Here is a 19,869-nt window from a genome sequence, read left to right on the forward strand (position 1 = left end):
TTCACCTGGGGCGGAGGTTCCTTCTCGGGCCTCCGCCCCTCGCTCAGGGGTCCCGGCGGGCGGACGCAGGGGCCGGGTAGGCGGGGTCCAGTTCCTCGATGGCGCGCAGGGCACCACCGAGGGTCTTCACCAGCAGCTCACGCATCGTGTCGCGGGAGAGCTCGGGCCGATCGATCCAGTCGAGGGTGGCGCCCTCGACGGCGCACACCCAGCCCAGCAGTCCCATCCGCGCGAGCGGGTCGATCTTCCGCCTGCCGTACGCCCCTTCGGCGATGGTCGCGACGATCGCCTCGCGCACCCCGTCCCGGATCGCCTGCACCTCGGTGTCGAAACCGACGCCGCCGCTGACGATCGTGCGGTACGCGGCGTGGTTGTGCTCGGCGTAGCGCAGATAGCCGTCGATCGTGCGGTGGACCCGCTCCACCGGCGGGAGTTCCAGGCCGCCGGCCGCGAAGGTGACCAGGTCGGCGACCGAGTCCTGGACGATGGCCAGGTAGTAGCCGCGCTTGGAGTGGAAGTAGTAGTAGATCAGCCCCTTGGCGACATGCGCCTGCCGGGCGATGTCGTCCATCGACAGCGCGTCGTACGACGTGTCGGCGAACAACCTGCGCCCGATGGCGATGAGTTCGGCGCGGCGCGCCAGCGACCGCTCGGTGCCACGCGCCCGGGGGCGGGCCGCGTCGCGCTGTTGACTGATCTTCACTGTCGACCCTGGTTCCAACGGGCGGCGGGACACCCGCAGTATGTCAGGTCGCCGTGTGGGTCAGTTCACAGCAGACCGAGCTGGGTCACGAGCATGGCGAGCACCACGACGAGCGTCCAGCCCATGACGTGCTCGACGATCTTCGGGCCGTCGTCCTTGGGTCCGCCGGTGCGAACGCGGGCGGCAGTGGCTGAGTGTGCAGTCATGGCGTCTCGCTGAGTGTCGTGCGTGCAGTGGACTCTCCCCCACGGCTCCCCCGCCGATCCGTCCACCTTGCCACTCCTGGCGGCTTTTGCGGCGGAGACGTTGGTCACAGCCGACGGCCCCCGGAGGGGGTCCGGGGGCCGTCACGGGCCGGTTCAGCGCACGCCCACCGTCGCGAGCGCCATGCGCTGGCGCGGGGTCGGACGGGCCGGGAAGTAGAGGTAGCAGACTCCGCCGGTGCCGGAGACGACCTTGCCGGAGGCGTTGTACCGCTTGGTCCTGAGCCAGATGTTCTCCCACTCGCGCCGCCGGTAGACGCGTCGCACCGCCTCGTTGCTCGGCGAGGCGGGGTCGTTGGCGATCACATCGCCGTCGGCGGTGAAGCCGATCACGGTCATCAGGTGGCCCGAGGTGCCGTATCCGGCTCCCGTCAGCTCCGACGCGAGGAACGACTGGGACGTTATGGCCGGGATCCCGGCGGCGATCAGCGTCTCCAGGTCGGTGAGCGAGCCGAGCCGGGTGACCACGCCCTGCAGGCCCTTGAAGGTCGCGGCGTAGGCGGCGTTGAAGGGCCAGTTGCCGCAGCCCGCGTACTGGTAGTCGTAGGTGTACCGGGCGGCGTGGCACACCTGCGGGTCGGCGTAGCTCGGATCGACCCAGGCCAGCTGCTCCTCGCTGAGCCGGCCGCCCCAGTACTCGATGATCATCTGCGAGGAGGTGGGGCTGCACCAGGCCTCGCCGCCGTTGTCGTACTCCGGGTACTGGCCCTTGTGGATCTCCTGCGAGTACCGCGGGACGATCAGCTCCTCGGCCGGGCCGGGCGTCGAGGCGGGGACGGTGAAGCGGTCGGGCACGTCGGAGCCCATGGCGCCGAGCCGCCACACGGTGGGGGTGAGCTTGGTGCCCGGCTTGCGGTACAGGGTCAGGCGCAGTCGGTACGAGATGAGACGCAGGCCGGTGGCCGGGTCGTCGACGGCGAAGGTGTCCGTCCAGACGGTGCTCCGGCCGTCGGTCTGGTCGTCCACCGAGGTCCGCCGGATGTCCTGGTCGCCGGCCGCCCAGCGGCCCATCACGTACCAGGGCGTGTCCGTGCCGTCGGAGTAGGTGCCGCGCAGTTCGACCTGGATCCAGGTGCCGGCCGGGGTGTGCGCGTTCCAGGAGGCGATGGCCTCGGTGGAGGGGACGGCGAGCCGGTGGACCGGGGAGGTCCAGGTCGCGTACTCCCAGGTGGAGGTCTTGCCGGTGTGCGGGTCGCGATAGTCGACGGTGCCTGCCGGGGCGGCGATCACGACGCCGGGCCGGGCGCCGGCGACGGCACGGGTGCCCTGGGCGGTGCCGCCGCGCCAGTCGGTGTACGTCGTCCAGGCACGGTTGTCGACGGAGCGGGCGGCGGTCCGGGCGGGGCCGGCCGCGGAGGTGTCCGGCTGGGGTCCGGGGTTGTCCGGACGGGTTCCGGCGACGGCCACCGCCGGGCCCGCACTGCCCACGACGGCGGCGGCGACCGCGGCGGCCAGGAGGGTTCTGCGGGACGGCTGTTCGGCTCTGCTCATGGGCGGAAGACTCCCGGGGTCCGAGTCGGGGGCTGGTCCAGTGCACAGTTGCGTGCGCCAACTATGGCCGTGGGCGCCCGGTACTGCCAGCACTTCGGGGCATGCCGCGCCCACCAATATTGGTCAGGACCACTGGCATGACCTGGATCGGAGCACGCCCGAGCGCGGGGCATGATGGGGGCGTGTCGCTCTCCAGCCCCGCCCCGCCCCCGCGCTGCACGACCTCGCCCACAGGCTGCGCACCCTGCCCCCGTCCTGCGGCCCCGTCCGACTGATCGGCGTCGACGGTCACGCGGGCTCCGGAAAGACCACGTTCGCCGGGCAGTTGGCCGAGGTACTGGGCGGCGCGCCGGTGCTGCACCTCGACGACATCGCCAGCCACGACGAACTGTTCGCCTGGACCGGCCGGCTGCTGCCCCAGGTGATCGAGCCGCTGCGCCGCGGCGAGACGGCGCACTACGCCCCCTACGACTGGCGGGCCCGGCACTTCGGACCACCCCGCCCGCTGCCGCCCGCACCGGTGGTCCTGGTCGAGGGCGTCGGCGCGGGCCGCCGCGCTCTGCGTCCCCATCTGGCGCAGCTGCTGTGGCTGGAGCTGCCCCACGAGGAGGCCTGGGCACGCGGGCAGTCGCGCGATGGGGCGGAACAGCGCGAGTTCTGGGCCGGGTGGCTCGTGGCGGAGCGGCGACATTTCGCCGAGGATCCCTCGCGACCCTTTGCCGACCTGCTGGTGCGCCAGGTGATGGAGGGGTACGAGGTGCTCCCGGGGCCCGCCGGACCTACTGGTCCGGACCAGCAAGTCACGCACGGTGATGGACCATCCGCAATGTGCTGAATTTGTGAAGACCCCTGCGGCGGAACTTGGCCGAGTGCCTCAACTCGGCTTGACCGGGGGCCCGTACAGGACTTACGTTCTCAATGAGCGGCCGAACGAGGTCGCCCACAGACGCGAAGCCCCCGATTGTTCCCCCGTGATCGGGGGCTTCGTTCTGCCCTCTTCCACTTCTTCCGGGCGCTCCGAGGCGCAATCCCCTCACCCTCGGTCACCATGCGCAGTGTGCGCCCCCTCTGCTCCCACCTCGCCGAACGGCCGGTGCGGCACCCTTCGGCGGGCACCGACCCGCGGGTACGATGCCCTCGGTGCGACCTGCGGACGGCTGCTCCGCGCACCGTTGCAACTCCGGTCCGCGGCACAGCGGTTGGACCGAGTCGGTCGGCGGGCGACGGCCCGGCGGCGAACCAGCGGGGGCAGGTTTGTGGGGGGACGTGATGGACTTCGGCACGCAGGGCCCCGAGGCCCCTGCCGACCTCGCCTGGCTGCGAGGCGTGGACGCCTACACGATGGGCGCCTATCCGCAGGCGGAGGAGGAGTTCCGGACCGCGGTACGGCTGGATCCCGGGATGGCCGACGGCTGGCTGGGGCTGCACGCGCTGCGCGTGGACACGACGACCGCGCTGCTCAGGATGTTCCGCCACCGTGAGCGCTTCGGGGAACAGCGCAGCCGGCACCGCCGCACGCTCAACTCCTGGTACTGGCTGGGCTGGTGGGTGCAGCCCGTGCTGGAGAGCCCGCGCGATCTGCTGCTCGCGCACGCCTCGCACTGGCTGGACGGCCGCCACGTCCCGGAACTCGATCGCGCGCTCGCCGGTCTGCCGCCCGTCGACACCGATCCGCAGGTGCGCTTCCTGCATGCCTGCCGCGCCTATCTGGTGAAGGACTGGGAGCAGTTGGTGCGGCACACCGATCCGCTGCTGGGCGATCCCCTGCTCGGCATCGAGGCCGGTCTGTTCGGCGGCATGGCCCGGGTCCGCCTCGAGATGTACGGACAGGCCGAGCCACTGCTGTCGGCGGCCCTGATGCGCTGCCGCAGCGAGCAGCCGCAGCGCAAGGAGCTGCGCTACTGGCTGGCCCGCGCCCACGAGGGCACCGGCCGCTCGGCCGCCGCGCTCCCGCTGTACCGGGCGGTGCACCGTGTCGACCCCGCGTTCATGGACACTTCGGCCCGGCTGGCGGCGATCGCCGAGGGGGACGGGTACGACGACGCCACCGACCTCGCCGCGATCGCCCTCGCCGGGACCGGGCAGGACAGCCTGGACGGCCCCGACGCACTCGATCCGCTCTACGGCAGCGAGAGCCGGGACCTCAAGCTCTCCGAGCCCGGCCTGCCGCCGACCGGGCCCCCGCCCTCGGTCACCGACCCGACGGTGCGGGAGAAGAACACCGGGCCCGCGCCGTCGCTGCCCGCCGGACCGACCGACCCCGCATTACTCGAGGAGGCGCTCGCCGAGCTCGAGCGCATGGTGGGCCTGGAGCCGGTGAAACGCCAGGTCAAAGCGCTGTCCGCGCAGTTGAACATGGCACGGCTGCGGGCCGTGCAGGGACTGCCCGTCCAGCCGCCCAAGCGGCACTTCGTCTTCTCCGGCCCCTCCGGCACCGGCAAGACCACGGTCGCCCGCATCCTGGGCCGGGTCTTCTACGCCCTCGGCCTGCTCGGCGGTGACCATCTCGTGGAGGCCCAGCGGGCCGACCTGGTCGGCGAGTACCTGGGGCAGACCGCCGTGAAGGCCAACGAACTGATCGACTCCGCGCTCGGCGGTGTGCTCTTCGTCGACGAGGCGTACTCGCTCTCCAACTCCGGTTACGGCAAGGGCGACGCGTACGGCGACGAGGCGCTCCAGGTACTGCTGAAGCGGGCCGAGGACAACCGCGACCACCTCGTGGTGATCCTGGCCGGCTATCCGGAGGGCATGGACCGCCTCCTCGCCGCCAACCCCGGCCTGTCCTCCCGCTTCACCACCCGCGTCGACTTCCCGTCGTACCGGCCCCTCGAGCTCACCGCGATCGGCGAGGTGCTGGCCGCGGAGAACGGGGACGTGTGGGACGAGGAGTCCCTGGACGAGCTGCGGTCGATCGCGGGTCACGTCGTCGACCAGGGGTGGATCGACGAGCTGGGCAACGGGCGGTTCCTGCGGACGCTGTACGAGAAGAGCTGCGCGTACCGGGATCTGCGGTTGTCGGCGTATCCGGGGGTGTTGTCGCGGGATGATTTGTCGACTTTGCGGTTGCCGGATCTGATGCAGGCGTATGGAGAGGTGCTGTCGGGGCGGGGGCCGCAGGATCCGTCGGCCATGTGACGCCATACGCAGCTGCGGGCAGTCGTGCCTCCCCCAGTGCCTTAAGGGCCTGGGGGACCCCCAGGGCGATGGGGTCCCCCGCTCGAGCGAAGCCGAGAGTGGGGGAGGGTGGGCGCAGCGGCACCCCGCCGGCGCGGGCGAGCAAGACCCCGCCCGCACCAGCATCGGGCACCGCTCAGCCGGCCAGCACCTCCTCCGGCGCCCACTCCCCCGCGGCTCCGGCATCTGTCGATGCGCCGGATCCCGCACCTCCCCCACCAGCAGCTCCAGTACGTCCTCCAGCGCCACCAGCCCCAGCACCTTGCCCGCCCCGTCCGCCACCTGCGCAAGATGCGTGGCGGCCCGGCGCATCACCGTCAGCGCGTCGTCCAGCGCAAGCTCGGACCGCAACGTCGTCATGGGCCGCCAGAGATGCTGCGGAACCGCCCGTTCGGAGTCCTCGAGGTCGAGTACGTCCTTCACGTGCAGGTACCCCATGAAGGCGCCGTTCTCCGCGGCCACCGGGAAGCGGGAGTAGCCGGTGCGGGCGGTCAGCTCGATGATCCGGCCCGGCGTGACCGAGGGGCTGACCGTGATCAGCGACTCACGTCGGAGGAGGACGTCGGTGACCGGGCGGGAGCCCAGCTCCAGGGCGTCCTCCAGGCGCTCGGCCTCCTCGGGGTCGAGCAGGCCGGCCTGGCCGGAATCCTCCACGAGCCGGTTGAGCTGCTCGCTGGTGAAGACCGCCTCCACCTCGTCCTTGGGCTCGACACGGAACAGTCGCAGAACGGCCCGGGAGCAGGCACCGAGGGCGACCGTGATCGGCCGGCACAGCCGGGCGAAGGCGACCAGGCCCGGGCTGAGCCACAGCGCCGCCTTCTCCGGAGCCGCCATTGCCAGGTTCTTCGGGACCATCTCGCCGATGACCAGGTGGAAGAAGACGACGGTGGCGAGGGCGATGACGTACCCCAGCGGGTGCACCATCGCGTGCGGCAGATGGATCCACTCGAAGACCGGCTCCAGCAGATGGGCCACCGTCGGCTCGGCGACCGCGCCCAGGGTCAGCGAGCAGACGGTGATGCCGAACTGTGCGGCGGCCATCATCTGCGGCAGCCGCTCCAGGCCGTACAGCACCTGCCGGGCCCGGGCGGTGCCGAGCGGTTCGATCTGGCTGCGGCGCACCGAGACCAGTGCGAACTCGGCGCCCACGAAGAAGCCGTTGGCGAGCACGAGCAGCGCGGCGAACAGGAGTTGGAGCACGCTCATCGCACGGCCTCCATGACAGGGGCGATGCGCACGATGCGTACCCGCTCGGCGCGGTAGTGCCCGACCTGGCGCACGGCCAGCCGCCAGCCGGGGAGTTCGGCCCGGTCGCCGACGGCCGGGATCCGGCCGAGCAGATCGGCGACCAGTCCTGCGACCGTCTCGTACGGGCCCTCGGGCACGTCGAGGCCGATGCGCCGCAGGACGTCGATCCGGCAGCTGCCGTCGGCGTCCCAGGCAGGGCGGCCGTCCTCCGACGGAGCGGCGGCGAGTTCGGGCTGTTCGTCGAGCACGTCGTCGTGCTCGTCACGGACCTCGCCGACGATCTCCTCGACGATGTCCTCCAGGGTGACCACGCCGGCCGTGCCGCCGTACTCGTCGACGACGACCGCGATCGGCTGCTCGCTGCGCAGTCGGGCGAGCAGCGGCCGGACCGGCAGTGTCTCCGGGACGAGCAGCGGCGGCCGGGCGATCCGGCCCACGGGGGTGCGCAGCCGCTCGGAGGACAAGACGGCCAGGGCGTCCTTGAGGTGGACCATGCCGACGATTTCGTCGATCTTCTCCCGGTAGACGGGGAAGCGGGACAGGCCGGTGGCGCGGGTCAGGTTGACCACGTCCGCGGCGGTCGCCGAGGACTGGAGCGCGCTCACCTTCACGCGCGGGGTCATGACGTGCTGTGCGGTCAGCTCGCCGAGCGACAGCGTCCGTACGAAGAGGTCCGCGGTGTCCTGTTCCAGGGCACCTGCGCGCGCGGAGTGCCGGGCCAGGGAGACGAGTTCGCCGGGGGTGCGGGCGGAGGCCAGCTCCTCGGTGGGCTCGATGCCCAGGGCGCGGACCAGGCGGTTGGCGACGGCGTTCAGTGCGGCGATCACCGGCCGGAACACGCGCGCGAAGACATGCTGCGGGCCCGCGACGAAGCGTGCGACCTGCAGCGGCCGGGACACCGCCCAGTTCTTGGGTACAAGTTCGCCGACCACCATCTGCACGGCCGAGGCCAGCAGCATGCCGACGACGACGGCCACGCCGGGCACGGCGCCCTCGGGTATGCCGACGGCCGTGAACGGACCGTCCAGCAGCCGGGCGAGCGCCGGTTCGGCGAGCATGCCGACGACGAGGGAGGTGATGGTGATGCCGAGCTGGGTGCCGGAGAGCTGGAAGGACAGTTCCTTCAGCGACTCGACGACCCGATGGGCGCGTCGGTCGCCCTCGGCGGCGGCCTTCTCGGCGTCCGGGCGGTCGACCGTCACCAGGCCGAACTCGGCGGCCACGAAGAAGCCGTTGGCGAGAATGAGCAGGAACGCGGCTGCCAGGAGCAGCAGAGGGAGGGTCATGATGCCGCCGCCCGTGCGCTATGTCGGCAGGGGGCGGCGCAGGTACTGCAGGACGATCCGTCCATCGCCGGAGGGAGTCACTCCTCGGGTAGCAGGAACCCCTGCGCACCGGCCGGCACCACAGGGGCGGAGGCGCAACGGACACGCCTCCGCCAACAGATTAATCAAGACACCGGCCGATACGGCAGGGTGAACGGCCCGGAGTCGGCCCGAGTCAGCTGTGATGTTGCCCGGCCCGGGCCTCGACCAGCGCTCGCAGCGCCCGGGCGTCGGCGATGGCGTGCTCCTTGGCGATGCCCGGCTGGATGCCGATCGCGGCCAGGCTGGTGCCGTCGCTGAGGTCGAGGAACACCCAGGGGTCGCCGACCCGCAGATGTACCTGGACGATTTCCGCCCAGGCCAGCCGACGCGTACTGGCGAAGTTGACGACCGTGACACCGGATTCGTCGGCGACGACCTTCGGCCGGGCCAGCACCAGCACCACCGCCGACAGAAGCGCCGCGGTGAGCACGAAGCTGAGCCGCTCGGCCGTGCTGAGCCGGTCCAGCAGCAGCGCGACCAGCAATACGGTCACGAAGATCGCGACGGCCGCGGTGAGCAGTACGGCGCGGGTGCGGCCCGGCCGGAAGGTGACGGGCAGCTCGGGAAGAGGGGTCGAGTCCGGCATGGGTGTGTGGCGCCCCTCAGAGACGGCAGGCGTGGATGGCGGTGGTCAGGATGGCCCGCGCGCCGATGGCGTACAGGTCGTCCATGATCCGCTGGGCGTCCTTGGACGGCACCATGGCGCGGACCGCGACCCAGCCCTCGTTGTGCAGCGGCGAGATGGTCGGGCCCTCCAGGCCGGGGGTGATGGCGACGGCCTGTTCCAGGTGCTCGGCGCGGCAGTCGTAGTCCATCATCACGTACGTCCGGGCCACCAGGACGCCCTGCAGCCGGCGCAGGAACTGCTGCACCTTGGGCTCCTCGGTGTCCGCCCCGACCCGCCGGACGACGATGGCCTCGGACTTCATGATCGGCTCGCCGATGACCTCCAGGCCCGCGTTGCGCAGCGAGGTGCCGGTCTCGACGACGTCCGCGATGACCTCGGCGACGCCGAGCTCGATGGCGGTCTCGACGGCGCCGTCGAGGTGGACGACGGAGGCGTCGATGCCGTTGTCGGCGAGGTGCTTGGCGACGATGCCCTCGTACGAGGTGGCGACGGTGCTGCCGTTCAGGTCCTCCACGCCGTTCGCCGTGCCGGGCCTGGTGGCGTAGCGGAAGGTGGAGCGGGCGAAGCCGAGCGGGAGGATCTCCTCGGCGTTGGCTCCGGAGTCGATCAGCAGGTCGCGGCCGGTGATGCCGATGTCGAGGCGGCCGGAGGAGACGTAGATCGCGATGTCGCGGGGGCGGAGGTAGAAGAACTCGACCTCGTTCTCCGGGTCGACGATCCGCAGTTCCTTGGTCTCCCGGCGCTGCTGGTAGCCGGCCTCATGCAGCATCTCCGCCGCAGGGCCGGACAGTGAACCCTTGTTGGGGACGGCGATGCGCAGCATGAGGTCGGCTTCCTTTGCGTGGTTTCTTACGGGAACGGGTGCGGCTTACAGGTGGGCGTAGACGTCGTCCAGGGAGATCCCGCGGGCGACCATCATCACCTGGACGTGGTACAGCAGCTGCGAGATCTCCTCGGCGGCCGCCTCCTTGCCCTCGTACTCGGCGGCCATCCAGACCTCGGCGGCCTCCTCGACGACCTTCTTGCCGATGGCATGGACACCCTTCCCGACCAGCTCTGCGGTGCGGGAAGTGGCGGGGTCGCCGTTGGCGGCCTTGTGCTGGAGCTCGGTGAAGAGCTCCTCGAACGTCTTCTTGGACATGGTGGCGCCCACTTTACGCGGTGTACCGGGCGGCCTAACGCCATGGTTCAGATACTGAGCGGAGGGTGGCCGCCGTGGCCACCGCCGCCGTCACCGCCTCGTGGCCCTTGTCCTCGTTGGAGCCGGACAGACCCGCGCGGTCCAGGGCCTGCTCCTCGGTGTCGCAGGTCAGCACGCCGAAGCCGACGGGGACGCCGGTGTCGACGGAGACCTGGGTGAGGCCCTGGGTGACGCCCTGGCACACGTACTCGAAGTGGGGGGTGCCGCCGCGGATGACGACGCCGAGGGCGACGATCGCGTCGTAGCCCCGGCCGGCGAGGACCTTGGCGACGACCGGCAGCTCCCAGCTGCCGGGGACCCGGAGCAGGGTCGGCTCGTCGATGCCGAGGTCGTGCAGGGCGCGCAGGGCGCCGTCGACCAGACCGTCCATCACCTTCTCGTGCCACTGCGCCGCGACCACGGCGACCCGCAGGTCACCCACATTGCGTACGGACAGTTCCGGTGCGCCCTTGCCGCTCACGTTCTCGTGTCTCCTCGTTGTTCGCTTACTGGTTGCTGCAGGTGGACACGGCAGGCGTGTCCAGCCACGGCAGGTCGTGCCCCATCCGGTCCCGCTTGGTGCGCAGGTAGCGGAGGTTGTGCTCGCCCGCCTGGACGGGCATCGGCTCGCGGTCGGTGACCTCGATGCCGTGCCGGACGAGCGCGTCGGTCTTCTCGGGGTTGTTGGTCATCAGGCGCACGCTGCGGACTTTGAGGTCCGTCAGGATCTGCGCGCCGGCGGCGTAGTCCCGGGCGTCGGCGGGCAGGCCGAGCTCCAGGTTGGCGTCGAGGGTGTCGCGGCCGCGCTCCTGCAGCTCGTACGCCCGGAGCTTCGACAGCAGTCCGATGCCGCGGCCCTCGTGCCCGCGCAGGTAGACGACGACTCCCCGGCCCTCGGCCTGGATGCGCTCGAGGGCGGTCTCCAGCTGGGGGCCGCAGTCGCAGCGCAGGGAGTGGAAGATGTCGCCGGTGAGGCATTCGGAGTGGACGCGGACGACAACGTCCTCGCCGTCGCCGATCTCACCGTGCACCAGGGCGACGTGCTCGACGCCGTCGACGGTGGAGCGGTAGCCGTACGCCGTGAAGGTGCCGTGGGCGGTGGGGAGCTGTGTCTGTGCCTCGCGGCGGACGGTGGGCTCGGAGCTGCGGCGGTAGGCGATCAGGTCCTCGATGGAGATGATCGTCAGGCCGTGCTTGCGGGCGAACGGGACGAGTTCGGGCAGGCGCAGCATCTGGCCGTCCTCACCGGCGATCTCGACGATGGCGCCGGCCGGGCGCAGGCCCGCGAGGCGGGCGAGGTCGACGGCGGCCTCCGTGTGCCCGTTGCGGACCAGCACGCCGCCGGGCTTGGCGCGCAGCGGGAAGATGTGGCCGGGGCGGACCAGGTCGGCGGGCTCGGCCGTGCCGCTCGCCAGCAGCTGAAGGGTGGTCGCCCGGTCGGATGCGGAGATCCCGGTGCTCACACCGTGAACGGCCGAGGCGTCCACGGAGACCGTGAACGCGGTCTTCATCGACTCGGTGTTCTCCTCGACCATCTGCGGGAGGCGCAGCCGGTCCAGTTCCGCACCCTCCATGGGGGCGCAGATCAGGCCGCGGCACTCGCTCATCATGAAGGCGACGATCTCGGGGGTCGCCTTCTCGGCGGCGATGACGAGGTCGCCCTCGTTCTCCCGGTCCTCGTCGTCGACGACCACGACCGGGCGGCCGGCCGCGATGTCGGCGATGGCCTGCTCGATCGGGTCGAGGGTGAGGTCGTCGCTGTCGTCGGTGTAGTCGGTGCGGTAGAGGATCGGGGCCGCGCTCATGCCGGCGCTCCTTCCAGGACGGGCCGCGCGTCCTTGCGGGACCGCAGCCACCAGTCGCGCATGCCCCACAGGACGAGTGCGCCGTAGATGACGTAGACGAAGCCGGAAAAGGCGTAGCCGTTGGCGAAGTTGAGGGGCACGCCGACCAGGTCGACGAGCAGCCAGGCGAACCAGAACTCGACCATCCCGCGCGCCTGGGCGTACATGGCGACGATGGTGCCGACGAAGATGTAGGCGTCCGGCCAGGGGTCCCAGGACAGGGTCGGGTAGGCGGTGAAGAGCAGGGCCACGGCGACCGTGCCGGCGGCGGCCGCGGCGATCATCGCCGCGCGCTCGCGCCAGGTGGCGAAGCGTACGGAGATACGGCCGTCCGCGGCCCGGCCCTTGCCGCGGTTCCACTGCCACCAGCCGTACAGCGCGACGGCCATGACGACGACCTGCTTGCCGGCGCTGCCGGCGAGGTGGCCGTAGAACGCCGAGAAGAGGACGAGGCCGGACAGGAACTGCACCGGCCAGGTCCACAGGGAGCGCCGCCAGCCGAGGGCGAGGGTGATCAGACCGAGGACGTTGCCGACCATGTCCGACCAGATGATGTGCTGGCCGAAGAGGACGAACGCCTCGGAGTTGAGCCAGTTCACTGGGCCGCCCCCTGGGCGCCCAGGAGCCGCTCGACGTACTTGGCGATGACGTCGACCTCGAGGTTGACCGGGTCGCCGGGCTGCTTCAGGCCGAGGGTGGTCAGGGCGAGGGTGGTGGGGATCAGACTGACGGTGAAGTGGTCGGAGCCCGCCTCGACGACGGTGAGGCTGATGCCGTCGACGGTGATGGAGCCCTTCTCGACGACATAGCGCGCGAGGTCCGCGGGGAGGGAGACCTTCACGATCTCCCAGTTCTCGGACGGCTTGCGTTCCAGGACGGTGCCGGTGCCGTCGACATGGCCCTGCACGATGTGCCCGCCGAGGCGGGCGCCCACGGCGGTGGGGCGTTCGAGGTTGACGCGGGAACCCGCGGTGAGGACGCCCAGGCTGGAGCGGTCGAGGGTTTCGGCCATGACGTCGGCGGTGAACTCGTCGCCTTCGTGGTCGACGACCGTGAGACAGACGCCGTTGACGGCGATGGAGTCGCCGTGCTTCGCACCCTCGGTGACGACGGGGCCGCGCAGCCGGAAGCGGGAGGCGTCGCCGAGGTTCTCGACGGCGGTGACTTCGCCCAGCTCTTCCACGATTCCGGTGAACACTTCCCGGGTCCTCCTGCCTCTTCGGGCACGGACTCCGGGGCTGTCGCTGGACGACAGAATGTACGGGCTGTGGCACCGAGGACGACGCCGGACAGAACCCGCCCTTGCTGGACGAGCCGATACGGCGGCGCGCACGAATGCCCGCCCGCCGCGCACTGCCTCCCATCCGGACTTTAACCGTCGGTCCAGGAATTTCACCTGGTCAACCGGCCGCTGGAAGCGACCGGGTCGCGGACTGTAACCGCCGGTTCGGACTTTCACCGACCCCGGAGTGCGCTGCTTCTGGTACAGGGCAAGTGTGCCACGCCGGATCGACGTCCATACGGGCGATGGGTGTGGAGTGGCTCACAGGTCACGTCACTGGACTTCTCGACCGGGCGAACGGGCGCCAACTCCCGCATGGCCGCACCGGCTTGGAAATTGGTTTATACCTATTGACGCACTGGTCTAGTCCTCTCTAGGGTCTGCGCCAGCGGGCCCCGGCGGCGGTGACGACGGCCCTTGCCCGCCGCCGGGCCTCGCCACGGCGCACGCACGTGTCCTGGCAGAGTGACCCCCTGGAGCCGGCCGTCCGGGCGGGCGGCACGCTGGTCGCGGTGGTGTCGGTCGAGCTGCGCGAGGGGCTGATCGCCGACCTGCGGGCCGTGGTGAATCCGGACAAGCTGGAATGTGTACGAGGTCGGCTCGCGCGTGTCTGATCGTCCCCGGCGCGGTGGTCACATTTCCCGAGGGCTACCGGGGCACAGCTGACGAAGGGCGCTCCACCTGGGAGCGCACGGCGTCCGAAGGAGCTGAACAGCATGACCACGATCCTGGTGACCGGCGGTACCGGGACGCTCGGCCGGATCCTCACCGAGCGGTTGCGCGCGGACGGGCACGAGGTGCGGGTGCTCAGCCGGCGTGCGCAGCCGTACGCGGTCGATCTGCGTGAGGGGGGCAGCGGTCTGGACGCGGCCGTCGAGGGCGTGGACACGATCGTGCACTGCGCGACCTCGCCGCGCGGCGGAGACGAGGAGGCGGCCGCACATCTGATCGCGGCGGCGCGCCTGGCCGGCGTGGGCCACCTGGTCTACATCTCGATCGTGGGGATCGACCGGGTGCCGTTCGGTTACTACAAGACCAAGCTCGCCGTGGAGCGGCTGATCGAGGAGTCGGGGCTGGGCTGGACCGTGCTGCGCACGACCCAGTTCCACGACCTGCCGGTCCGGGTGTTCGACATTCTGGCCAAGCCGCCGGTCATGCTGCTGCCGGCCGGGGTGAACGACCAGCCGATCGAGGTCGCGGAGGTCGCGGGCCGGCTCGCGGAGCTGGCGGCGGGGGCACCGGCGGGCGGGTCGAGGACATGGGCGGCCCCGAGGTAAGGACCCTCGACTCGCTGGCCCGCGCCTACCTCAAGGCCACGGGACGACGTCGGGCGGTGGTGAGCGTGCCGCTGTGGGGCAAGGCGTACCGCGGCTTCCGCAACGGCGGCCATCTCACACCGGAACGGGCCGTGGGGAAGGGCACGTTCGAGGAGTACCTGGCGGCACGCTTCGGTGCTGGACGCGGGGCCTAAGGCCGGTCCGGGGGTGCGAACAGTTCGTCCTGGGCCCGGTCGCGCGCGGTCAGCAGCGCGCCGCGCAGCACCGCGCCGCCGCCCAGGACACCGGCCCGCACCTCCGTGGCCAGCGGCGACATCCGCCGCAGCCGCTGCTCGACCCGCCCGGCGAGGACATCCCCCGGCCCGTCCCACCTCACCGCCGAGCACCACACAACCGGGGTCCAGGACGGCGACGACGGAAGCGACGCCCACGGTCAGACGGTCCGCGAGGGCGTCGAGGAAGGGGGCGGCGTCGGAAACGCCGGCGGACACGGCCGCCACCGCGTCCCGCACCAACGCCGCTGCCACCGGCTCACCGCCCCCGCCGAGCCGACCACCCGTGCTCCCCCGCCAGCCGGGCGATCGCCGCCGCCCCGGCCAGGGAGTGAAAGCCGCCCTCGCAGTCGGTGGCAGAGGGCAGGCCGGCCGTCCCCGGCACCGGGAGGAACCCGATCTCGCCGGTGCCGCCGGAGGCCCCGCGGCGCAGCAACCCGTCCAGGACCACCGCGGCACCGGTGCCGTGGCCGAGCCACAGCAGCACGAACGTGTCCCGGTCCCGGGCCGCACCGTCCCGCTGCTCGGCCAGGGCGGCGAGGTTGGTCTCGTTCTCGACGATGACGCGGGCGTCGGGGAGCCGTTCCTGCAGGGCGGCGACCAGGCGGCGGTGCCACTCGGGCAGGCCGGAGGAGTCGCGGAGTTCGCCGGTGGCCGGGTCGATCAGGCCGGGGGCGCCGATGCCGAGGGTGTGCAGCTGGTCGGCGCCGGCCTCCTTCGCCACACGTTCGACGAGGGCGACCGCCTGTTCCACCGCGGGCCCCGTCCCCGCGTCGCCGTCGATCGGCACGGACGCCTCGGCGAGCACCCGGCCGAGCAGGTCGGACACGACCACGGAGACGCCCTCGGTGCGCACGTCGAGCGCGGCCAGATGGGCCCGGTCGGCGACGATCCCGTACAGCTTGGCGTTGGGCCCGCGCCGCTGCTCCCCCGCCTCCCCGACCACGGCGATCAGACCGGAGACGGTGAGGCGTTCGACGAGGTCGGCGACGGTCGGCCGGGACAGCCCGGTCAGCTGCTTCAACTGCCCCGCCGTCAACGGGCCCTCCTGCTGCAGCAGTCGCAGGGCGAGCCGGTCGTTGATGGCCCGGGCGGTGCTGGGGGTTGCGGGCATGCCGGGATCCTTCCAGACGGCGGGGCCGCACGACGTACGGCCGCCGGAATCCCCTATCTATCAGGCAGGGTCCCTGATAGTTTACGCGGCGGACAAGGCGAGGCCGAGACGCGACAAGGGGCGGGAACATGAGTGACGTGGTCCACGAGCACCGCGAGGTGAAGCGCGCACGGTACGCGGTGGCCGCCGTGTTCGCCGTGCACGGCGCCGTCACCGGCTCCTTCGCGACCCGCGTGCCGTGGATCCAGGACCACGCCTCGGTGAGCGCGGGCCAGTTGGGCCTCGCGCTGGCCTTCCCGGCGCTCGGGGCGTCCGTCGCGATGCCGCTCGCGGGCCGGATCAGCCACCGCTTCGGCGCCCGCACCGCGCTGCGCGGACTGCTCTCCCTGTGGACGCTGGCGCTGATCCTGCCGTCCCTGTCTCCCAACCTGCTCACGCTCTGCCTGGCCCTGTTCGTCTACGGCGCCACGGCGGGCATGGCGGACGTCGCCATGAACGCGCTCGGCGTGGAGGTCGAGAACCGTCTCAGGAAGTCGATCATGTCCGGCCTGCACGGCATGTGGAGCGCGGGCGCGCTGGTCGGCTCGGCCGGCGGCACGCTCGCCGCGCACCTGGGTTCGGACGCCCGGCTGCATCATGCTCTGGCGGCCGCGGTCCTGACCCTGCTGGGCCTGGTGGCGTGCCACTGGGTGCTGGACCTGCAGCCGACCGAGGACGAGGAACCGCCACCGCGGTTCGCGCTGCCGCCGAAGTCGGCGGTGCTGATCGGCGCGGTCGGATTCTGCGCGGTGTTCGCGGAGGGGGCGAGCCTCGACTGGTCGGCCGTCTATCTGGAGGACGAGCTGGGGAGCTCGGCGGGGCTCGCGGCCGCCTGCACGACCGGCTTCACGCTCACCATGGCGCTCGCCCGGCTCGCGGGCGACCGTGTGGTGGACCGTTTCGGCTCCGTGCGCACGGTCCGCTTCAGCGGTGTCCTCGCGACCCTCGGCGGGCTGTTGATCGTCGTCGCCGGCCATCCTGCGGTGGCGATGGCCGGGTTCGCGCTGATGGGTCTGGGCATCGCGGTGGTCGTCCCGCTGTGCTTCGCGGCGGCGGGCCGCAGCGGGCCGAACCCCAGCCAGGCCATCGCCGGTGTGGCCACCATCACGTACACCTCCGGCCTGATCGCCCCGAGTGCGATCGGCTCCCTCGCACAGGCGACGAGCCTGGTGGTGTCGTTCGGCCTGGTGACCGTCCTGTCGTGCGGACTCACGGCTTTCGCGGGCGTTCTGCGCTCGGGCGACCGGGACCGCCCGAAGGTCGGTCCGCCGAGCGCAGCAGTTCCCGACCCGCGGCCCTGAAGGGGTTGCTCCCACGCGAGCGCTCACGTGTGCGAAGCACTCCCGGCCTGCCCTGACAATGGTCCGGACGGACTGCACGCACAACGAAAGCGACACCTCACATGGATCTCGGCGTCCGCTGGAAACTGCACGGCGACGGACGCACCCCCGCACCCGGGGCGGTGGTCCGGCCCGATGAGCGGCTGTCCTGGCCGCGCACGGCCGGGCTCGGCGCCCAGCACGTGGTGGCGATGTTCGGGGCCTCCTTCGTGGCGCCGGTCCTCATGGGCCTGGACCCCAACCTGGCGATCATGATGTCGGGCGTCGCGACGGTCGTGTTCCTGCTCGCGACCCGCGGCCGGGTACCCAGCTACCTCGGCTGCTCCCTGTCCTTCGTGGGCGTCGCCGCGGTGATCCGCGCGCAGGGCGGTACGAGCGCCACCGTGACGGGCGCGGTCTTCGTCGTCGGCGTCGCGCTGTTCCTCGTCGGTCTGGCGGTGCAGCGGTTCGGGGCGCGGATCATCCACGCGACGATGCCGCCGATCGTCACCGGCGCGGTGGTGATGCTGATCGGCTTCAACCTCGCTCCGGTCACGGCGTCCACGTACTGGCCGCAGGACCAGTGGACGGCCCTGCTGGTGATGCTGTTCACCGGCCTGGCCGTCGTCTGTCTGCGTGGTTTCTGGTCGCGCATCGCGATCTTCCTCGGTCTGGTCTTCGGCTACGGCATCTCCTGGGCCTTCGACCGGATCTTCGGCAGGATCCACTCGGTGGACGCGAGCGGCAAGCTCACCGACCACTGGCGCCTGGACCTCTCCGGCGTCGGCCAGGCCGACTGGATCGGCCTGCCCACCTTCCACGGGCCGTCCTTCGAGTGGTCGGCGATCCTGGTCGCGCTGCCGGTCGTCATCGCGCTGGTCGCCGAGAACGCGGGCCATGTCAAGGCGGTCGGCGAGATGACCGGCGACCCCCTGGACGACAAGCTCGGTACGGCGATCTCCGCCGACGGTGTCGGCTCGATGCTCTCCACCGCGGTCGGCGGCCCGCCCAACACCACGTACTCCGAGAACATCGGTGTGATGGCGGCGACCCGCGTCTACTCGACGGCCGCCTACTGGGCCGCCGCGGGCTTCGCGCTGCTCTTCGGTCTCTGCCCGAAGTTCGGCGCGGTGGTGGCCGCGATCCCGGGCGGGGTGCTCGGCGGTATCACCGTCATCCTGTACGGCATGATCGGCCTGCTCGGCGCCCAGATCTGGATCAACGCCAAGGTGGACCTGCGCAATCCGCTCAACCTGGTGCCGGCCGCGGCGGGCATCATCATCGGCGTCGGCAATGTCTCCATGGAGTTCACCGACAGCTTCTCGCTGAGCGGCATCGCGCTGGGCACGCTCGTCGTCATCACCGGCTACCACGCGCTGCGGGCCTTCGCCCCCGCCCACCTCAAGACGCAGGCGCCGCTGTTGGACGAGGGCACGTCCCGCTACGACGAGGGGGCTCAGCGCGCCAAGTCGTAGGCGTACGAGGGTGTGAAGGTGCCGGGCCGGCCCTTGCACCCGTCCGACTCCCCCGGCAGCTTCACCCACAGGTAGGCGTCGATCCGCTCCTCGCCGGTGTTCGTGGTGGGCGCCCGGCCGATCTTCCGTCCCGCCGGGTCGCACCATTCGCCGTCGGCGGGAGCGCCGTTGCCGTTGCGGCTGGTGTCGATCACGGCGCCGAGGCTCGCCGGGCCGCCCAGGGCGTCGAGCACCTGTCGGTCGTAGGCGATCTCGTCGGCCGTGCGGTGGAAGTTGGAGACGTTGCTGAAGATGCCGTCGGAGGAGGCGGGTGAGGCCGCGCCGGCCTGCTTCAGCAGCGCCGCCTGCTCGGCGGCGGGGTTCCAGCCGGAGTGGCCGGCGTCGTGGTAGACCCGCGCCCTGGGGTTGGCGGCCTTGAGGACGCGGCCCGCGCGGGCCAGGGAGGCGAAGCGGTCGGCGCGGTCGCCGGCGGAGAGACAGCCGGCCTGGGCGACGGAGTCGGGCTCCAGGACGACGATGACGTCGTCCGAGCCCAGCCCGGCGGCGAATCGGTCGATCCACGCGTCGTACGCGGCAAGGTCCGGCGCCCCTCCCTGGGAGTGGCCGCCGCAGTCGCGGTCCGGGACGGCGTACACCACGACGACCGGCACCCGGCCCTGCGCAGCGGCTCCTGAGGTGACGGCCGCGACCCGGGAGGTGATGGTCGCGGGCGTGAAGTCGGCGAACCACACGGAGGCAGGCTGGTCGGCGATACGGGACTCGATGACCGAGCGGCGCGGATCGTCGGGGTTGGCCCGGACCCAGTCGAGGACCTGGGACTCGGGATGGCGGTAGAGCCGGGTGTGCACGGTGGCGGTCCGCTGTTCCCGTTCGGTCCGGCTGGACGAGGGCGTGGGCGCCCCCTTCTTGGTCGCGGATGCGGATGCAGACGGAGACGGCGCAGGAGAAGGCGTCACCGGCGACGACGGCACGACCGGCAGACGCTCCAGACGCGTCGAGGCGGACCCGGTCGGCGACGGCCGCGCCTGGTCCGAACCGTTCCCGTCGTCCCCCGCGGTCAGCACGCCGGTGACCGTACCGACCGCGACCACGACGGAAGCCGCCGCCACCATGGCGCCCCGCCGGACGGCGCGACGGCGCTCGGCCCTGCGAGCGGCCAGGCGCCGGGCACGTAAGCCTGACACGGTGCTGCT

General features: G+C 71.6%; 17 protein-coding genes, 3 pseudogenes and 1 riboswitch. Of the genes and pseudogenes, 6 read left to right on the top strand and 14 right to left on the bottom strand.

Annotated features, from left to right (window positions below; all coding sequences use genetic code 11):
* Positions 1 to 43: 43 nt before the first annotated feature.
* The 3 genes from StrepF001_RS03425 to StrepF001_RS03435 form a co-directional block, all read right to left on the bottom strand.
* On the bottom strand, positions 44 to 703 hold the full coding sequence (locus StrepF001_RS03425) for a TetR/AcrR family transcriptional regulator (RefSeq protein ID WP_129796773.1): 660 nt from the start codon (positions 701 to 703) through the stop codon (positions 44 to 46).
* A gap of 65 nt (positions 704 to 768) precedes the next feature.
* Positions 769 to 909, bottom strand: coding sequence for an SCO1431 family membrane protein (locus StrepF001_RS03430; RefSeq protein WP_129796774.1), 141 nt, complete (start codon positions 907 to 909; stop codon positions 769 to 771).
* A 153-nt stretch (positions 910 to 1,062) separates the two neighbouring features.
* Positions 1,063 to 2,457, bottom strand: a complete 1,395-nt coding sequence (locus tag StrepF001_RS03435; RefSeq protein ID WP_129796775.1) for a peptidase C39 family protein — start codon at positions 2,455 to 2,457, stop codon at positions 1,063 to 1,065.
* Between the two features lie 214 nt (positions 2,458 to 2,671).
* On the opposite strand from StrepF001_RS03435, the gene StrepF001_RS03440 reads away from it, so the two are divergent.
* Together StrepF001_RS03440 and StrepF001_RS03445 are read left to right on the top strand one after the other, a co-directional pair.
* The gene (locus StrepF001_RS03440) at positions 2,672 to 3,292 is read left to right on the top strand and encodes a hypothetical protein (protein WP_129796776.1); all 621 of its coding nucleotides are present in this window, start codon (positions 2,672 to 2,674) and stop codon (positions 3,290 to 3,292) included.
* A 434-nt stretch (positions 3,293 to 3,726) separates the two neighbouring features.
* On the top strand, positions 3,727 to 5,592 hold the full coding sequence (locus tag StrepF001_RS03445; protein WP_129796777.1) for an AAA family ATPase: 1,866 nt from the start codon (positions 3,727 to 3,729) through the stop codon (positions 5,590 to 5,592).
* A gap of 225 nt (positions 5,593 to 5,817) precedes the next feature.
* On the opposite strand, the pseudogene StrepF001_RS03450 reads toward StrepF001_RS03445, so the two are convergent.
* The 9 genes and pseudogenes from StrepF001_RS03450 to StrepF001_RS03490 form a co-directional block, all read right to left on the bottom strand.
* Positions 5,818 to 6,837, bottom strand: a pseudogene (locus StrepF001_RS03450) (hemolysin family protein); the annotation flags it as partial.
* A complete protein-coding gene (locus StrepF001_RS03455) occupies positions 6,834 to 8,165 on the bottom strand; it encodes a hemolysin family protein (RefSeq protein WP_129796778.1) in 1,332 nt (443 codons plus the stop codon). The pseudogene StrepF001_RS03450 and the gene StrepF001_RS03455, both read right to left, overlap by 4 nt.
* Before the next feature lie 214 nt (positions 8,166 to 8,379).
* Complete coding sequence (locus StrepF001_RS03460; RefSeq protein WP_129796779.1) at positions 8,380 to 8,832, bottom strand: PH domain-containing protein; 453 nt, start codon at positions 8,830 to 8,832, stop codon at positions 8,380 to 8,382.
* Positions 8,833 to 8,848: 16 nt separating this feature from the next.
* Positions 8,849 to 9,697 carry an ATP phosphoribosyltransferase gene (hisG, locus tag StrepF001_RS03465; protein ID WP_129796780.1) on the bottom strand — a complete coding sequence of 283 codons (849 nt, stop codon included), beginning with the start codon at positions 9,695 to 9,697 and terminating at the stop codon, positions 8,849 to 8,851.
* 45 nt (positions 9,698 to 9,742) lie between these two features.
* On the bottom strand, positions 9,743 to 10,015 hold the full coding sequence (locus StrepF001_RS03470) for a phosphoribosyl-ATP diphosphatase (RefSeq protein ID WP_031486114.1): 273 nt from the start codon (positions 10,013 to 10,015) through the stop codon (positions 9,743 to 9,745).
* A 34-nt stretch (positions 10,016 to 10,049) separates the two neighbouring features.
* A complete protein-coding gene (gene ribH / locus StrepF001_RS03475) occupies positions 10,050 to 10,535 on the bottom strand; it encodes a 6,7-dimethyl-8-ribityllumazine synthase (RefSeq protein ID WP_129796781.1) in 486 nt (161 codons plus the stop codon).
* Positions 10,536 to 10,560: 25 nt separating this feature from the next.
* Positions 10,561 to 11,859 carry a bifunctional 3,4-dihydroxy-2-butanone-4-phosphate synthase/GTP cyclohydrolase II gene (locus StrepF001_RS03480; RefSeq protein ID WP_129796782.1) on the bottom strand — a complete coding sequence of 433 codons (1,299 nt, stop codon included), beginning with the start codon at positions 11,857 to 11,859 and terminating at the stop codon, positions 10,561 to 10,563.
* Complete coding sequence (locus tag StrepF001_RS03485) at positions 11,856 to 12,497, bottom strand: nicotinamide mononucleotide transporter family protein (protein WP_129796783.1); 642 nt, start codon at positions 12,495 to 12,497, stop codon at positions 11,856 to 11,858. Before StrepF001_RS03485 ends, StrepF001_RS03480 begins: the two co-directional genes overlap by 4 nt.
* A complete protein-coding gene (locus tag StrepF001_RS03490; RefSeq protein WP_129796784.1) occupies positions 12,494 to 13,096 on the bottom strand; it encodes a riboflavin synthase in 603 nt (200 codons plus the stop codon). Before StrepF001_RS03490 ends, StrepF001_RS03485 begins: the two co-directional genes overlap by 4 nt.
* Positions 13,097 to 13,244: 148 nt before the next feature.
* Positions 13,245 to 13,375: riboswitch (FMN riboswitch) on the bottom strand.
* 257 nt (positions 13,376 to 13,632) lie between these two features.
* On the opposite strand from StrepF001_RS03490, the gene StrepF001_RS45430 reads away from it, so the two are divergent.
* Entirely contained in the window at positions 13,633 to 13,794 is a 162-nt protein-coding gene (locus StrepF001_RS45430; RefSeq protein ID WP_165396150.1) for a hypothetical protein, read from the top strand.
* A gap of 102 nt (positions 13,795 to 13,896) precedes the next feature.
* Positions 13,897 to 14,651 (top strand): annotated as a pseudogene (locus StrepF001_RS03495) (SDR family oxidoreductase).
* On the opposite strand, the pseudogene StrepF001_RS03500 reads toward StrepF001_RS03495, so the two are convergent.
* Positions 14,648 to 15,843 (bottom strand): annotated as a pseudogene (locus tag StrepF001_RS03500) (ROK family transcriptional regulator). The pseudogenes StrepF001_RS03495 and StrepF001_RS03500 sit on opposite strands and share 4 nt — an antisense overlap.
* Positions 15,844 to 15,971: 128 nt before the next feature.
* Here StrepF001_RS03500 and StrepF001_RS03505 point away from each other — a divergent pair.
* Both StrepF001_RS03505 and StrepF001_RS03510 read left to right on the top strand, forming a co-directional pair.
* Complete coding sequence (locus tag StrepF001_RS03505; protein WP_129796785.1) at positions 15,972 to 17,183, top strand: MFS transporter; 1,212 nt, start codon at positions 15,972 to 15,974, stop codon at positions 17,181 to 17,183.
* Between the two features lie 101 nt (positions 17,184 to 17,284).
* Positions 17,285 to 18,676 carry a solute carrier family 23 protein gene (locus StrepF001_RS03510; protein WP_129796786.1) on the top strand — a complete coding sequence of 464 codons (1,392 nt, stop codon included), beginning with the start codon at positions 17,285 to 17,287 and terminating at the stop codon, positions 18,674 to 18,676.
* Here StrepF001_RS03510 and StrepF001_RS03515 read toward each other — a convergent pair.
* The gene (locus StrepF001_RS03515; RefSeq protein WP_129797498.1) at positions 18,658 to 19,788 is read right to left on the bottom strand and encodes a glycoside hydrolase family 6 protein; all 1,131 of its coding nucleotides are present in this window, start codon (positions 19,786 to 19,788) and stop codon (positions 18,658 to 18,660) included. The two genes, StrepF001_RS03510 and StrepF001_RS03515, sit on opposite strands and share 19 nt — an antisense overlap.
* Positions 19,789 to 19,869: the final 81 nt, after the last annotated feature.

Source organism: Streptomyces sp. F001, assembly GCF_004187715.1.
GTDB lineage: Bacteria > Actinomycetota > Actinomycetes > Streptomycetales > Streptomycetaceae > Streptomyces > Streptomyces flavusporus.

Bases quoted from the DNA above. Each gene is read 5' to 3' on its own strand.
- StrepF001_RS03430 (WP_129796774.1), bottom strand. From the start codon at position 909: ATGACTGCACACTCAGCCACTGCCGCCCGCGTTCGCACCGGCGGACCC.
- StrepF001_RS03435 (WP_129796775.1), bottom strand. From the start codon at position 2,457: ATGAGCAGAGCCGAACAGCCGTCCCGCAGAACCCTCCTGGCCGCCGCG.
- StrepF001_RS03445 (WP_129796777.1), top strand. From the start codon at position 3,727: ATGGACTTCGGCACGCAGGGCCCCGAGGCCCCTGCCGACCTCGCCTGG.
- StrepF001_RS03455 (WP_129796778.1), bottom strand. From the start codon at position 8,165: ATGACCCTCCCTCTGCTGCTCCTGGCAGCCGCGTTCCTGCTCATTCTC.
- StrepF001_RS03460 (WP_129796779.1), bottom strand. From the start codon at position 8,832: ATGCCGGACTCGACCCCTCTTCCCGAGCTGCCCGTCACCTTCCGGCCG.
- hisG (WP_129796780.1), bottom strand. From the start codon at position 9,697: ATGCTGCGCATCGCCGTCCCCAACAAGGGTTCACTGTCCGGCCCTGCG.
- StrepF001_RS03470 (WP_031486114.1), bottom strand. From the start codon at position 10,015: ATGTCCAAGAAGACGTTCGAGGAGCTCTTCACCGAGCTCCAGCACAAG.
- StrepF001_RS03480 (WP_129796782.1), bottom strand. From the start codon at position 11,859: ATGAGCGCGGCCCCGATCCTCTACCGCACCGACTACACCGACGACAGC.
- StrepF001_RS03505 (WP_129796785.1), top strand. From the start codon at position 15,972: ATGAGTGACGTGGTCCACGAGCACCGCGAGGTGAAGCGCGCACGGTAC.
- StrepF001_RS03510 (WP_129796786.1), top strand. From the start codon at position 17,285: ATGGATCTCGGCGTCCGCTGGAAACTGCACGGCGACGGACGCACCCCC.
- StrepF001_RS03515 (WP_129797498.1), bottom strand. From the start codon at position 19,788: ATGGTGGCGGCGGCTTCCGTCGTGGTCGCGGTCGGTACGGTCACCGGC.